Genomic DNA, 13,513 nt, shown 5'->3' on the forward strand with positions numbered 1-13,513 from the left:
AGGAAGGCCTGTCTCGTTCTGTACATTCATGGAAGGGGGTAACCGTTCGGATTTTGGGATTGCCAGCGCCAAGTATCGGCCGCCATCTCATCAAGCGTGCGATTAGCCTTCCACCCCAGCTCGTTGTAAGCCCGTGTTGGAGCGGCCCAACACTGCGCTATGTCCCCGGCACGGCGGGGCACGATCTCATAAGGCAGCTCGCGACCACAGGCCTTGGAGAAGGCGGCATGAATGTCTAGGACGCTGTAGCCATGCCCAGTGCCCAGGTTGTACACATGGACGCCAGCTTGCCCAAGAGTATGTTTCAAGGCTGCAACATGGCCATCGGCTAGATCCATGACATGAATGTAATCCCGCACACCGGTACCATCCGGTGTCGGGTAGTCATCACCAAAGATGGCGAGTTTGGCACGGCGGCCCACTGCCACCTGGGCAATATAAGGCATCAGGTTATTAGGAATGCCCTGGGGATCTTCGCCCATTAGACCGCTGGGATGGGCTCCCACCGGATTGAAATAGCGCAACAGGGTCAATGACCAATCGGGAGCTGATCGTGCAAAGTCTTTGATGAGACGCTCCACCATCAGCTTGCTCTGACCGTAAGGGTTGGTGGCGCTCAAGGTTGGCGTTTCCTCGGTGATGGGCATGCTCTCTGGCTCACCATAAACGGTGGCAGATGAGCTGAATAGTAAGGTCTTGACCCCGGCGCGTCGCATTGACTGCAGCAACACCAGGGTGCCGCTGACATTGTTGTCATAGTACTCGAGAGGCTTTTCTACCGATTCTCCTACGGCCTTGAGGCCTGCGAAGTGGATCACTGCATCTATCGGTTGGTCTGCAAACACACGATCCAGCAGGTCGGCATCCCGCACATCACCGTGATAGTGCAGGGGACGCTGCCCGCTGAGGGTGTGGATACGTTCTAGTACACTTTCTTTACTGTTAACCAAATTGTCCAACAAGATGGGGGTCATCCCGGCAGCGATAAGCTGCAAGCAGGTATGACTACCTATGTAACCAGTTCCACCTGTGACGAGTATCTTCAACATGAATCTCTCCTTGGTGCTCGTTTTAATTAGGCTTTATTTAGTGTAACCGCTTACCCTTATTCTGCGCTTGTGAAAGCAGGCCGGGAAGATGCACCTCTGTTTTGTGTGACTTTTGTCACGTTTTTATCCGCGATTAGCATGATAATGAAGAATAGTGTATGTAAGATGATTACACGGCGAGGCGCTCGTATTGATAGAATGCTCCCGCTTTTGGTATGAAAGCCGTGTCAGGCATTGGAAATATCGGTAGTATCCTTACCCTGTAAAGCACAGGTTTTTATTTATACCGTTCACCGGAAAAGCTAATTCATGGCAACCATCAAAGATGTAGCAATCCTGTCAGGCGTATCCGTCGCCACAGTCTCACGTGTCATCAATAATTCGCCAAAGGCAAGTCAGGCGTCACGCGATGCCGTCTTCAAGGCGATGCATGAACTCAACTACCACCCCAACGCGAATGCGAGAGCCTTGGCCCATCAGAACAACGAAACGCTGGGGTTGATTGTTGCTGATGTGTCTGACCCCTTCTTTGGCACCATGGTTAAAGCAGTCGAGCAGGTGGCGCAGGCTACGGGGAATTTTCTGCTCATCGGAAATGGCTACCACGACGCAGCCAAAGAGAAGCACGTAATAGAGCAGTTGATAGGGCATCGCTGCTCTGGTTTGGTGGTTCATGCCAAAATGCTGCCAGATGAAGAGCTGATCCAGATGATGAGCTATGTTCCCGGCATGGTGATAATCAACCGTATCGTTCCAGGGTTCGAGTCCCGTTGTGTGGCGCTGGACGATCGCTATGGTTCCTGGCTTGCAACTCGTCACCTGATCCAGGAAGGGCACAAGAAGATAGGGTTTCTGTGTTCAAATCATCAGATTTCTGACTCTCAGGATCGCCTGCAGGGGTATCTGGATGCGCTGCAAGAGCACAATATCCCGGTCGATGAGCGCCTGATCTCCCGTGGCAGTCCGGATGAGCTGGGAGGTGAAGCCGCGATGACTGAGTTGTTGAGCCGAGGGCAACAGATGACGGCGGTCGTCTGCTATAACGATTCGATGGCGGCAGGAGCTTTGTCCGTGCTTAGCGACAACGGGATCGAGGTTCCCCAGGAGCTATCTCTGGTGGGGTTTGATGATGTACTGATATCCCGCTACTTGCGCCCTCGTCTGACTACGGTGCGTTATCCCATCATCGCCATGGCGACCCAGGCCGCCGAGCTGGCCATTGCTCTGGCAAAAGGTGGGCCCTTGCCCCAGACGACACATATGTTCAGCCCGACTCTGGTTCGCCGTCATTCAGTCCGCAGTATCGATTGATCGACATTCTGGCAACCTGAATTCATCGGCCATCAGGCAAGGTTACCCGTCAGGGGCCTTGCCTTTTTAGTGCCTCATCTTCTTCCTCTCTCTTTTGTCGCTCACCCCTGTGGGGTCGGGAAGGTCTCACGGTGCCTTCCTATGCCCTGCACGAGGAGGTCATGTCTGCTGCGATGAGTCTGGTCGAGCCATGGTTATCTCAGGTGTAGACATTACCATCATGAGTGTAATCGATAACACACAATTCATTATCAAATGCCCCTTTAATTTCAATTGCTTGGGTTGCTAGTGATGTATTTATCAAGTGTTTTTATAGCAATATTTATGTAATAATTACAGTTTTGTGAGTTTCGTCATGTCAGTGATGGCACAGTTATTCCTATAATCCCCACCGGACAGTGAAAGCGCTTTCCCTATGGATTGGTAAGCGGTTCATCAAGATAACAATGCAACAGTGGAATAAAGGAATAACTATGAAAGTGAAACTACTGACGACATCCGTTGCCCTCGCTCTGTCAATGACTGCATTGAATGCTAATGCTGTTGATTTTACAGGCTATTTCCGCTCTGGCGTAGGTGTGTCCCAAGACGGTGATATGCAAACCGGTCGACAGAACTTTGTCGGTCGTCTGGGTAACGAAAGCGATACCTATACCGAAATTGGTATTGGTCAGGAGGTTTACAACAAGGATGGCAAGACTTTCTATGTAGACAGCATGTTCAGCATGCAGAGCGATGGCTCCAATGACTATGAAAGTACCACCACTGTGTGTAACTTCGATCAAAAGGAGTGCAAGGATGATGCAACATTTGCCCTGCGCCAATTCAATGTTAAGGCCAAGGGGCTGATTTCCGCTGCGCCCGATGCCGTGGTTTGGGCTGGCAAGCGCTTCTATCAGCGTCACGACCTTCACATCATCGATACCAAATACTGGAATATCTCGGGAGCCGGTGCCGGTGTTGAAAACCTCAAGGCAGGTCCAGGCGCCTTCTCACTGGCGTGGATCCGGTCTGATGGTAACGATATCGATAACTCGATTGTTAACAATGACCTCAACGTTAACTTCCTGGACCTGCGCTATGCCGGCTGGGCTCCCTGGGAAGGGGCCTGGACTGAAGCGGGTGTCAGCTATGCCATGCCCAATCCGACCGATGAGCAGGAGAAGGCCGGTAATCTCTATGATCCCAAAAATGGTGTCATGCTGACCGCAGAAATGAGTCAATATTTTGCCGATAGCCGCATCTACGAGAAGTTGGTGCTGCAATATGCTGACAAAGGGCTGGCCCAGAACATGATCTCCCAAGGGGGCGGTTGGTATGATGTTTGGCATCTGACCGATGATGCCAAGGGATACCGGGTGATTCTGACTGGTGACATTCCCATGGGAGAGAAATTCAGTGTGAACCATGTATTCACTTACGGTAAGGGTGAGAAACTTGAAGCATGGCATGACAACACCGAACTGTTCAGCGCTGTCGCGCGAGGCGGTTATGCGTGGACTGACATCATGAAGACGCTGGTTGAAGCCGGTACTTATGAGAGCACCAAGACCTGGACAAGCGGCTCTGAAGAGAAATCGAGTGGTCAAAAATATACCTTGGCTCAAGCTTGGTCAGCTGGTCCCAGCATGTTTGCCCGCCCGGAGATCCGTGTTTTTGCCAGCTATCTGAAAGATGGCGAAGGCAAATCCTTCAACGGCGGTGAGGATGATAATACCTGGAACTTCGGCGTGCAGGCCGAAGCCTGGTGGTAAAACCCGACTCGTTACACCACAGGGAGCCCGCTTGGGCTCCCTTTTTTATTTTGCATTGAGGACTCGCCTTGTCGTGCTGACGTCGTCTTAGGGAGCCCGATGTTGCGAGTCCCGGCTACGGAGGCTGCAGTCGGTGAGTCTGTTTGCCTCGGGGAGAGGGTGGTCATGTTTTCGGTGATGGTACCGGAGGGCCCCGAGCGACTCTGCTTAGTGGAGCTGCCACCCGCATCCAGAGTCATTACGCGCAGGCAAGTGGCGGGATGATATGCGTTGGTGATAAAGGGCGAAGAGACGGGCGAAGTCATGTCCAGGTGGCAGAATGAAAAGGCGCACTACCTACTGCGCCTCTGTGCAACGTTATATATTTACTGCAACAGGAAGGCATCCAGCGCATAGGTGGGTTTGCCGCTGTTGTCCATCAGCCCCAGGCTGTAACCCTGCCAGTTCTTGTAGCTTTGTGGTTCCCAGTAGAGCACTCCGAGCCCTTTGCTATCGGGGATCCACGTCATCTTATTGAGTAGATCAGCAATGGTGTCGTAACTGTTTTTCGGGTCATCCCATGGCATGCCCACCTCGACAATCATCACCTCCTTGCCATAGCGGGTCACCATATCGGAGAGGTTGTCGTAGCAGAGGTTGTTGAGGGTGAACCAGTCGCCGTTGCCACTCTGGGTTGGGTAGATGGAGGCACCAATGACATCCCACTTGGCACCGTTGTTCTTTAGGCCATCAAACATCCAACGATAGAGGCTGTTGTTCTCGCAGTTGGCCAGGTGGACGATGACCTTGGTGCTACTGTTGACCGCCTTGACGGCGTCATAACCGCTGTTGATGAGCCAGGCAAAGTTCTTCATGTTGACCGAGGCGCGCCCCTCTTCCCAGAGCATGCCATTGTTGGTCTCGTTGCCCACCTGTACCCACTTGGGGGTGATGCCTGCGTTTTTCAGGGCTACCAGGGAGTTGTAGGTGTGCCACCATACGTTCGACATCAGCTGATCAAAGGTGTAGCTCTGCCAGGCCGCCGGCTTGGTCTGCTTGCCAGGGTCGGCCCAACTGTCGCTGTAGTGGAAGTCAATCAGCAGATCGAAACCGGCCGCCTTGGCCCGCTTGGCCTTGGCGATGACGTCACTGATGTTGTTCCAGCCATCAGCAGGATTGACCCATACCCTGAGCCGGATGGTGTTCATACCGTGCTCTTTCAGGGTTTTTAACAGATCCTGCTGCTGGCCGGCGTCGTTATAGAACTTGTATCCGGTGTTCTCCATCTGGGTCAGCCAGCTGACGTCAGCCCCCTTGACCATGGCCTCTCCCTGGCCATGAAACAGCAGGGCGCTGCCAAGCAGCATGGTGGTAAGTAGATGTCTCTTCATTGTTGTTATCTCCTGTCTGGATGTGTGTAGGGTGGCGACAGGGATGCAGTCCCGCGCCGGGATGGCGTCGCCGTGTGACGCCATCCCGGCGGAGGCTGGGGCCGCCTTGCGGCGGCCCTGGGATCACCCGGCGGGGGAGACGGTGACCTGGATGTGTTGGGGATCGCGGCGATCCAGTGTGATGCGATACTGGCCGTCGTGGGGCGGGGTGAACTTCATGTCGCTCCACTGCCAGCCGGCCTTGACTACCACCGGTTTGTCCGCCTCGACCTTGACGGCGGGGTCGAACTGGCCATAGCTGGTGTCGGCCTTCCACTTCTCGTCGGCAATCTTGAACTTGTAGGCGCCGTGACTGGCCTGCAACGCCACCTGTACCGACAGCAAGTCTCCTTGCTGGGTCACCAGTTGCTGGTCTGCCGGTGCCTCCCAGTTGTTCATCTCGCCACGCAGGAATAGCGGGCGTGCCAGGGGATCCTCCTCATTGGCCAGCGCGGGCTGGAGGCAGGCAATCAGGGTAGTCAGCAACAGTGTCTTCTTGAACATGGGAGGTCCTCTTTGTGGTGTGTGGTCAGGCACTCTGCAGGGTGAAGCGGCGGGTCAGCGACAGTTGCTGCTGCGAGAGCTGCTGTAACTGGTCGCTGGTCTGTGCCACCCTGGCCAGGGCGCCCTGGTTGTCGTCGGCAATCCGGGCGATGTTGGTAATGTTGCGGGCGATCTCAGCACTGGTCTGCTGTTGCTGCAGGGTCGCGCTGGCGATACGGCTGCTCTGTTCGGCCACTTGCTGCAGCGCCTTGGATAGTTCTGCCAGGGTGGCGCAACCTGCATCGCTATCGGTGCGGCTCTGGGCCATCGCGTCGTGGCAGCGCAGCATGGTGGCGACCGCGCCGCGGGTGCTCTGCTGCAGATCGTCGATGATCCCCTGGATACGAGTGGTGGAGTCTGCGGTGTGGTGTGCCAGCTGACGCACCTCGTCGGCCACCACGGCAAAGCCACGCCCCTGTTCGCCGGCGCGGGCCGCCTCGATGGCGGCGTTGAGGGCCAGCAGATTGGTTTGTTCCGTGATGCGCCCGATCAGGGCAAGGATTTCACCGATGTTGACGCTCAATGTCTGCACCTGCTCCACACTGCGGCGTGATTGCGCCAACTCGTCAGCCAGTTGCTGCAGCCGTTTGCCGGTCGCAGCCCCACGCAGGCTGGCGGCGTGGGCTGCCGCAGCTATGTTGCCGAGTGTCTGCTCGGTCTGGCCAATACTCCCGGCAACCTCGCGAACCGAGTAGTCCATCTCCTCCATGGCGCTACAGACCCCTGTGGTCTCGTTGCGCTGTTCGCCGATGGCAAGCTGTGCGTGATGCTGGGCTTGCTGGTTCTGGCCGGCCATGCGGCCGAGCGCGTCGGCCGCATGAACTATCTGACCGAGCATGCCGCTCATCTCGTCGGCCAGGGCATTGATGCCGATGGCAAGCTGGCCAAACTCGTCGTGGCGCAGCAGCGGTACGCGTTTGCGCATGTCTCCCTGGCTCAGTGCCTTGAGGGTGGTGAGGATATGGTGCAGCGGCTGGCGGATGGCGTGCACCAGGTGCCACAGCACCAGGGCGCCGAGACCGAGAGAGAGCAGCAGGCCGGCGCACAGCCCGAGGCGTAGCCAGAGCAGAATGGCGCCGCTGCCGGCGGTGCTCTGGTGAAGCTGCTCGTCGATTGCTCCGTCAAGTTCGCTCAGCTCGCCTAGCAGACTGTCGATGAAACGGCTGGCTTGTGCGCTTTGGTTGCGAAGCATGATGCTTTGCTCGACCAGTGACAGGTGGCGGGCCAGCAAGCTGTCTGGACCACTTAGCAGGGTTGCGAGGGTATCGAGCCGTGCCCCTGTGCTACGTTCCAGGCTTAGGGTTGCGCCGAAAGCATCTTCTTGGCCTGCAAGCTGGCGCTCCAGCTCCTTGCGCAGATCTGTCATCTGCTTATTGGCCCGTTCATTGATGGCTAAGCGTGCCGCAATAGGAGCCGGGTCTTGCTGCTTGAGGATCTCCTGAGTAGCACTGACTTGCTGTTCCAGGTTCGCCAGCAGACGATTCTTGAGCAATGCGGCAGGATGGCTACCCAGAGGGGCAAGCAGTACATCGAGGGCACTGGCAAATTGGCGCGCCGTGCTGCCGAGGCGGGTGTCGGCAGCCAGCTTGCTCTGTTCGAGGCGGTTGTGGGCATAGTCATCGACCAGTTGTTGGGCCAGTTGCCAGTAGGCGGCCTGTTGCTCGCGCAGGCTATCGACGCGCTTACTCTGCTTTGGTTCCCCTGCTATCTGCCTAGCCAGGATGTTTAGGTCCTGCTCGAAGTGTGCTTGCCATTGCTGCATCTGCTGACGTGCTGCATCCAGATCCTCATCTCTGGTCTGCAGTAATGCGTTGCCCAGATGGCGGTCAAGCGTGAACAGATCGCGAGTCACGGCGCGGCTTTGTACCAGGGTTGGAGCAGTATGGCTGGCAAGTGTCCCTACCTGGTCGGCCAGCCGCTGGCCGGCGTAGAGGGAGAGGGCTACGGAGAGCAGCAGTAGCAACAGGATGACGGCAAAGCCCAGCGCCAGGCGCTGGATGATGGAAAGGTGACGGGTACGTAATTTCATGGTATCGATTACATGTGGTATTGAGCCAACCCGGCCTGATGGCAGAAGTGATAAGTCATCTATTATCAGTGTCTTACTTTAGTGAAAAATAAGGCTTTGATAAGACAGGGCACCTGAATCTGATTTCTGTGTAACTTTTTCACTATTATGTGAATCTTTTACACTCTTTCTCGGTACCCTTGTACGGGATTTGTCCTGGGTTGCGAGCCCGCTCTCATTTTGTGTCCTGCGCCCGGGAATAAAAAAAGCCCCCGACTGGGCGGGGGTAAAGTGGATCGGGGCATGCAGTAGCCCTATTTAGCGGCTGATCCTGAGCCCTTCGGCATTGAAAACAAGGCAATTTTGCGGGGCAAAGAAAACATCCATCTTCTGGTACGGATGAAACTCCCCATCCCCTGCCAGCAGCAGCTTGAAGCCGTCGGTGCCGCAGCACTGGCCGAACAGATAGGTGCTGTTGCCAAGACGCTCCACTACCTCGCAGGTAAAGGCGAGGTGGATCCCCTCTGCGCCCGGCACCACATGCTCGGGACGCAGGCCAAGGGAGATCTCGCTGCCCGGCTCGAGTCGCTCGGTGAGGATGGGCAGGGTGAGCTCCTGCTGGCCGGCTACCCTGACCCGGATCTGCTCCGGGCTCCAGGCCAGAACGCTGGCTGGCAGGAAGTTCATCTTGGGTGAGCCGATGAAACCGGCCACGAAACGGTTGCAGGGCTTGTAGTAGAGCTCCATTGGCGAGCCGACCTGTTCCACCTTGCCATAGTTCATCACCACTATCTTGTCGGCCAGGGTCATGGCCTCCACCTGGTCGTGGGTCACGTAGATCATGGTGGTCTTGAGTTCCTGATGCAGCTTGGCGATGTGCAGGCGCATCTCGACACGCAGCTCGGCATCGAGGTTGGAGAGTGGCTCGTCAAACAGGAACACTTTGGGGTTGCGCACAATGGCACGGCCGATGGCAACCCGCTGGCGCTGGCCGCCGGAAAGCTGCTTGGGTTTACGGTCGAGCAGATGAGAAAGCTGCAGAGTCTTGGCCACCATGCTGACCTGGTGGGCAATTTCCTCTTTTGGCACCCCATTGACCCGCAGGCCATAGCCCATGTTCTCCGCCACCGTCATGTGGGGATAAAGCGCATAAGACTGGAACACCATTGCCACCCCGCGATGAGCTGGGGCCACATCGTTGACCACTTGTTCATCAATGGCAATGTGGCCGTCCGATATCTCTTCCAGGCCTGCGATCATCCGCAGTAGGGTGGATTTGCCACAACCGGAAGGACCGACGAAGACGGTGAACTCACCGTCTTCTACATCCAGGTTGACGTTATGCAAGGTCACGTTGCTGCCAAAACGCTTGACCACATTGTTCAATCTGATACTCGCCATGAGCTTTAACTCCTTGATAGTAAATGCATTAGCTGCAGAGTCTCGAAGTAGTCAGCCCCTGCTGCGGCTTTTTTGCCCTGGGAGGGAGAAGGGGTTTCACACCGTTTCACTCTGTGGCTTTAAGGGGACTATATCAGTCAGTTGTAAGCGGTTGCACAAAATGCTGTTTCTTTTGTGCATGAGATCACAGCCTTGATATGTGCTACTAGCAGGCAGGGCAAGCACAGCTTACCGTAGAGTCATTCGGTGTAATCGTTACCTTTTTTCTGTTTAAGTGCACACCTGGAAGGCGTGCCAAGCAAGAATCAAGAGATAGAGCGAATTGATCCGGATCTGATGTATAGGGTTAAAGCATTTATTTATCATGATCTTAGTTAAGTTGGTGTGTGCGACTGCGATTTCCGACTTAACCGGTATGTAATCAAGATAAATTCTTAATTACACAATAACCGGTAAAAAATGCCACAAGTTACACTGGCTTGATGAAATTGTAACATTCACCTCACCTAGATGCTCGGCTAAGGCCTGTTTTCACCTGAGTTAGGGACAAGGAAATCATATGAAAATCAATAAATTGACCGTTTCAATGCTGTTGTCTTTGGGCGTGATGGGGCTGGGGCAGGTTGCCCGTGCCGCCGATGGCGAGCTGCTGGTGTGGGAAGACATCAAGAAATCCAATGGCATCGAAGAAGCGGTCAAGGCATTTGAAGCCAAGCACAACGTCAAGGTGAAAATCCTCGAAACGCCCTATGCCCAGCAAATAGAGAAACTGCGCCTGGATGGACCGGCCGGTATCGGTCCGGATGTGCTGGTACTGCCCCATGATCAGGTTGGCACCGCCGTGGTACAGGGGTTGATCAGCGAAATCAAGCCAAGTGCCGACTATCTGGCAGGTTTCACCAAGCCTGCTGTAGACGCCCAGACCTATGAAGGCAAGCTCTATGGCCTGCCCAAGGCAGTCGAGACCATCGTCATGGTCTACAACAAGGATCTGCTGCCCAAGGCACCGGAAAGCTTCGACGAGCTGATCAAGGCTTCCCAGACCCTGCGCGCAGAGAACAAATACGGCCTACTCGCCAAGTTTGACGAGATCTATTACTCCTACGGCGTAGTGGCAGCCATGGGGGGCTACATCTTCGGCCAGAACCCCAACGGTTCACTCAACGTCAAGGATGTTGGCCTGGCTAACCAGGGGGCAGTCGACGGGGTCACCTTCCTTAAGCGCTTCTATACCGAAGGGCTTTTCCCTGCTGGCATTGTCGGTGAGACCGGTGCAAACGCCATCGACTCTCTGTTTACCGAGAAGAAGGCGGCGGCTGTTATCACAGGACCTTGGTCGTTCCAACCTTACAAGGATGCCGGTGTGAATTATGGCGTCGCCCCGCTGCCGACACTGCCCAATGGCGAACACATGCGTTCCTTCCTCGGCGTGAAGGGGTACAGCATTTCAACCTATTCCAAGCAGAAAGAGCTGGCACAGCAGTTTATCGAGTTCATCAATCAGCCTGAGTACGCCAAGGTCCGCTTCCAGAAGACCGGTGAGATCCCGCCGCTCAAGGCGTTGATCGACGATCCGCTCATCAAGGACGACGAGAAATCCCGGGCCGTAGCCATTCAGGCTGGCTTCGCCATCCCGATGCCAAGTGTGCCCGAGATGCAGGAGGTGTGGACCCCGGCCAACAGTGCACTGCAGCTCGGTGTGACCGGCAAGCAGGATGTCAAGGCGGCTCTGGACGGCGCGGTCAAGAACATCAACATGCAGATCGAAGTCAATCACGCACAGCAATAACAACAGTCGAGCTCCGGCTCGATTCGGGCCGGGCGGCATCAGTGGTCGCCCGGGCTCTTAATGGAAAGGAGGTAAATTGTGGTTGTCGATTCCGAATCGTTCACCCAGATCGGTACAAGAACCCATCATGCCAAGGTTGCCGCGCTGCTCTCGCTGATACCGGGACTCGGACAGTGGTATAACCGGCAGTGGGTCAAGGGCACCCTGTTTTTCATCGTCATGGTTTGCTTCTTCGGCGTATTCCATGACTTCCTGTCCCAGGGCTTCTGGGGCCTGTTCACCCTCGGCACCGAGTTGCCGCGGGACAACTCCGTCTTCCTCCTGGCCAAGGGGGTCATCAGCGTACTGGTGGCCATCTTTGGTTGTGCTTTCTACTACTGGAGTATCCGCGACGCCTATATCAACGGTGATCGCCGCGATCGTGGCGTGGCCCTGACAAGTGTGCGCAAGCAATACCAGTTGCTGCTGAGCGAAGGATTCCCGTACCTGATGATCACCCCGGGCTTCATCCTGCTGGTGTTCGTGGTGGTGTTTCCCATCATCTTCGGCTTCTCCATCGCCTTCACCAACTACGATCTCTACCACACCCCGCCGGCCAAGTTGGTGGACTGGGTGGGGATGAAGAACTTCATCAACATTTTCAAGCTCGATCTGTGGCGATCGACCTTGCTTGACGTGCTGCAGTGGACCGTGATTTGGACACTGATCGCCACCACATTGCAATGCTCTGTCGGGGTGCTGCTGGCGATCCTGGTCAATCAGAAGGATCTGCGCTTCAAGCCGCTCATCCGCACCATCCTTATCCTGCCGTGGGCCGTGCCCGGTTTTGTCACCATTCTGGTGTTCGCCGGCATGTTCAACGAAACCTTTGGCGTCATCAATAACGGTATTCTGGCTTCTCTGGGTATTGACCCCAAGGCATGGATGACAGATCCCTTCTGGACCAAGACGGCCCTCATCCTGATGCAGACCTGGCTTGGCTTCCCGTTCGTCTTCGCCATGACCACTGGGGTGTTGCAGGCTATCCCGGATGATCTCTACGAGGCGGCCACCATCGACGGTGCCAGCACATGGCACAAGCTGACCACCATTACGCTGCCCCTGGTGCTGTATTCGATCGCTCCGATCCTCATCACCCAGTACACCTTCAACTTCAACAACTTCAACATTATTTACCTGTTCAACAACGGGGGACCTGCGGTGGCCGGTTCCAATGCTGGCGGCACCGACATCCTGGTCTCCTGGATCTACAAGCTGACCATGTCGTCATCCCAGTATGCGATTGCGGCGAGCATCACCATTCTGCTCTCCATCTTCGTGGTCGGCATTGCCCTGTGGCAGTTCCGTGCGACCAATTCGTTCAAGCAAGACGACATGGTGTAAGGAGAGCCAGCCATGAGTGCCAAACACAGTCTGAAAAAGAGTAATGCCATCCGCCTGACCCTAAGCTATTTGCTGCTGGCTATGGTTGCGGTGGTCATCATCTACCCCCTCATCTGGACGGTAGGGGCATCCCTCAACCCGGGCAGCAGTCTGCTCAACACCTCGATCATCCCGGAAAACTTCTCCTTTATTCACTACCAGGAGCTGTTTGATGGACGCATCGACTATGCCGCCTGGTACTGGAACTCGATGAAGATCAGCTTCCTGACCATGGTGCTGACCCTCATCAGTGTCAGTTTCACCGCCTATGCCTTCTCGCGCTTTCGTTTCCGCGGGCGGCAAAACGGCCTGATGCTGTTCCTGCTGCTGCAGATGGTGCCCCAATTCTCGGCCCTCATCGCCATCTTCGTGCTGGCCCAGATGCTCGGCCTGGTCAACAGCCACCTGGCATTGGTGCTGGTCTACGTGGGTGGCATGATCCCGATGAACACCTATTTGATGAAGGGTTACCTCGACGCCATCCCCAAGGATCTCGACGAGTCGGCGCGCATGGATGGGGCTGGCAACTTCCGCATCTTCATCGAGATCATCATGCCGCTCTCCAAGCCCATCATCGCGGTGGTAGCACTGTTCTCCTTCACTGGTCCGCTCGGTGATTTCATCCTGGCCAGCACCATATTGCGTACCCCGGATCAATTCACTCTGCCTATAGGTCTTTACAACCTGGTCGCCCAGAAGATGGGAGCCAGCTACACCACCTACGCGGCGGGGGCTGTGCTCATCGCGGTACCGGTGGCCATCTTGTACCTCTCCTTGCAGAAGTACTTCGTTTCCGGTCTTACCGCAGGTGGGACCAAGGGTTAATT

Annotated in this window: 10 protein-coding genes; 5 read left to right on the forward strand and 5 right to left on the reverse strand. The window is 55.6% G+C overall.

The genetic code is table 11. The features are described 5' to 3' along the window. Positions 1-26: 26 nt before the first annotated feature. Entirely contained in the window at positions 27-1,046 is a 1,020-nt protein-coding gene (gene galE, locus ACTG20_RS07295; protein WP_206424613.1) for a UDP-glucose 4-epimerase GalE, read from the reverse strand. A gap of 312 nt (positions 1,047-1,358) precedes the next feature. Here galE and galR point away from each other — a divergent pair, with 312 nt between their 5' ends. Together galR and ACTG20_RS07305 are read left to right on the forward strand one after the other, a co-directional pair. After that, positions 1,359-2,360, forward strand: a complete 1,002-nt coding sequence (gene galR, locus ACTG20_RS07300) for an HTH-type transcriptional regulator GalR (RefSeq protein WP_068982255.1) — start codon at positions 1,359-1,361, stop codon at positions 2,358-2,360. A 467-nt stretch (positions 2,361-2,827) separates the two neighbouring features. After that, positions 2,828-4,114 (forward strand): maltoporin, encoded by a 1,287-nt coding sequence (locus tag ACTG20_RS07305; RefSeq protein WP_081326103.1) that lies wholly within the window; start codon positions 2,828-2,830, stop codon positions 4,112-4,114. A 365-nt stretch (positions 4,115-4,479) separates the two neighbouring features. Here ACTG20_RS07305 and ACTG20_RS07310 read toward each other — a convergent pair whose 3' ends face one another. The 4 genes from ACTG20_RS07310 to ACTG20_RS07325 form a co-directional block, all read right to left on the reverse strand. Next, a complete protein-coding gene (locus ACTG20_RS07310) occupies positions 4,480-5,484 on the reverse strand; it encodes a glycoside hydrolase family 53 protein (RefSeq protein ID WP_068982257.1) in 1,005 nt (334 codons plus the stop codon). Between the two features lie 123 nt (positions 5,485-5,607). After that, the gene (locus tag ACTG20_RS07315; RefSeq protein ID WP_068982258.1) at positions 5,608-6,027 is read right to left on the reverse strand and encodes a hypothetical protein; all 420 of its coding nucleotides are present in this window, start codon (positions 6,025-6,027) and stop codon (positions 5,608-5,610) included. A gap of 25 nt (positions 6,028-6,052) precedes the next feature. Further along, complete coding sequence (locus ACTG20_RS07320; RefSeq protein WP_068982259.1) at positions 6,053-8,095, reverse strand: methyl-accepting chemotaxis protein; 2,043 nt, start codon at positions 8,093-8,095, stop codon at positions 6,053-6,055. 297 nt (positions 8,096-8,392) lie between these two features. Continuing rightward, positions 8,393-9,475, reverse strand: a complete 1,083-nt coding sequence (locus tag ACTG20_RS07325; RefSeq protein ID WP_068982260.1) for an ABC transporter ATP-binding protein — start codon at positions 9,473-9,475, stop codon at positions 8,393-8,395. Between the two features lie 559 nt (positions 9,476-10,034). Between ACTG20_RS07325 and ACTG20_RS07330 the strand changes: the two genes are divergently transcribed. The 3 genes from ACTG20_RS07330 to ACTG20_RS07340 all read left to right on the forward strand — a co-directional run bounded on the left by ACTG20_RS07330 (position 10,035) and on the right by ACTG20_RS07340 (position 13,511). Next, positions 10,035-11,264 carry an extracellular solute-binding protein gene (locus ACTG20_RS07330; RefSeq protein ID WP_068982261.1) on the forward strand — a complete coding sequence of 410 codons (1,230 nt, stop codon included), beginning with the start codon at positions 10,035-10,037 and terminating at the stop codon, positions 11,262-11,264. A gap of 78 nt (positions 11,265-11,342) precedes the next feature. Beyond that, positions 11,343-12,647 (forward strand): carbohydrate ABC transporter permease, encoded by a 1,305-nt coding sequence (locus ACTG20_RS07335; RefSeq protein ID WP_068982262.1) that lies wholly within the window; start codon positions 11,343-11,345, stop codon positions 12,645-12,647. A 12-nt stretch (positions 12,648-12,659) separates the two neighbouring features. Continuing rightward, entirely contained in the window at positions 12,660-13,511 is an 852-nt protein-coding gene (locus ACTG20_RS07340; RefSeq protein WP_068982263.1) for a sugar ABC transporter permease, read from the forward strand. Positions 13,512-13,513: the final 2 nt, after the last annotated feature.

It is taken from the genome of Aeromonas sp. 84A (assembly GCF_051919345.1).
GTDB lineage: Bacteria > Pseudomonadota > Gammaproteobacteria > Enterobacterales > Aeromonadaceae > Aeromonas > Aeromonas veronii.

Bases quoted from the DNA above. Each gene is read 5' to 3' on its own strand.
- galR (WP_068982255.1), top strand. From the start codon at position 1,359: ATGGCAACCATCAAAGATGTAGCAATCCTGTCAGGCGTATCCGTCGCC.
- ACTG20_RS07310 (WP_068982257.1), bottom strand. From the start codon at position 5,484: ATGAAGAGACATCTACTTACCACCATGCTGCTTGGCAGCGCCCTGCTG.
- ACTG20_RS07315 (WP_068982258.1), bottom strand. From the start codon at position 6,027: ATGTTCAAGAAGACACTGTTGCTGACTACCCTGATTGCCTGCCTCCAG.
- ACTG20_RS07320 (WP_068982259.1), bottom strand. From the start codon at position 8,095: ATGAAATTACGTACCCGTCACCTTTCCATCATCCAGCGCCTGGCGCTG.
- ACTG20_RS07325 (WP_068982260.1), bottom strand. From the start codon at position 9,475: ATGGCGAGTATCAGATTGAACAATGTGGTCAAGCGTTTTGGCAGCAAC.
- ACTG20_RS07330 (WP_068982261.1), top strand. From the start codon at position 10,035: ATGAAAATCAATAAATTGACCGTTTCAATGCTGTTGTCTTTGGGCGTG.
- ACTG20_RS07340 (WP_068982263.1), top strand. From the start codon at position 12,660: ATGAGTGCCAAACACAGTCTGAAAAAGAGTAATGCCATCCGCCTGACC.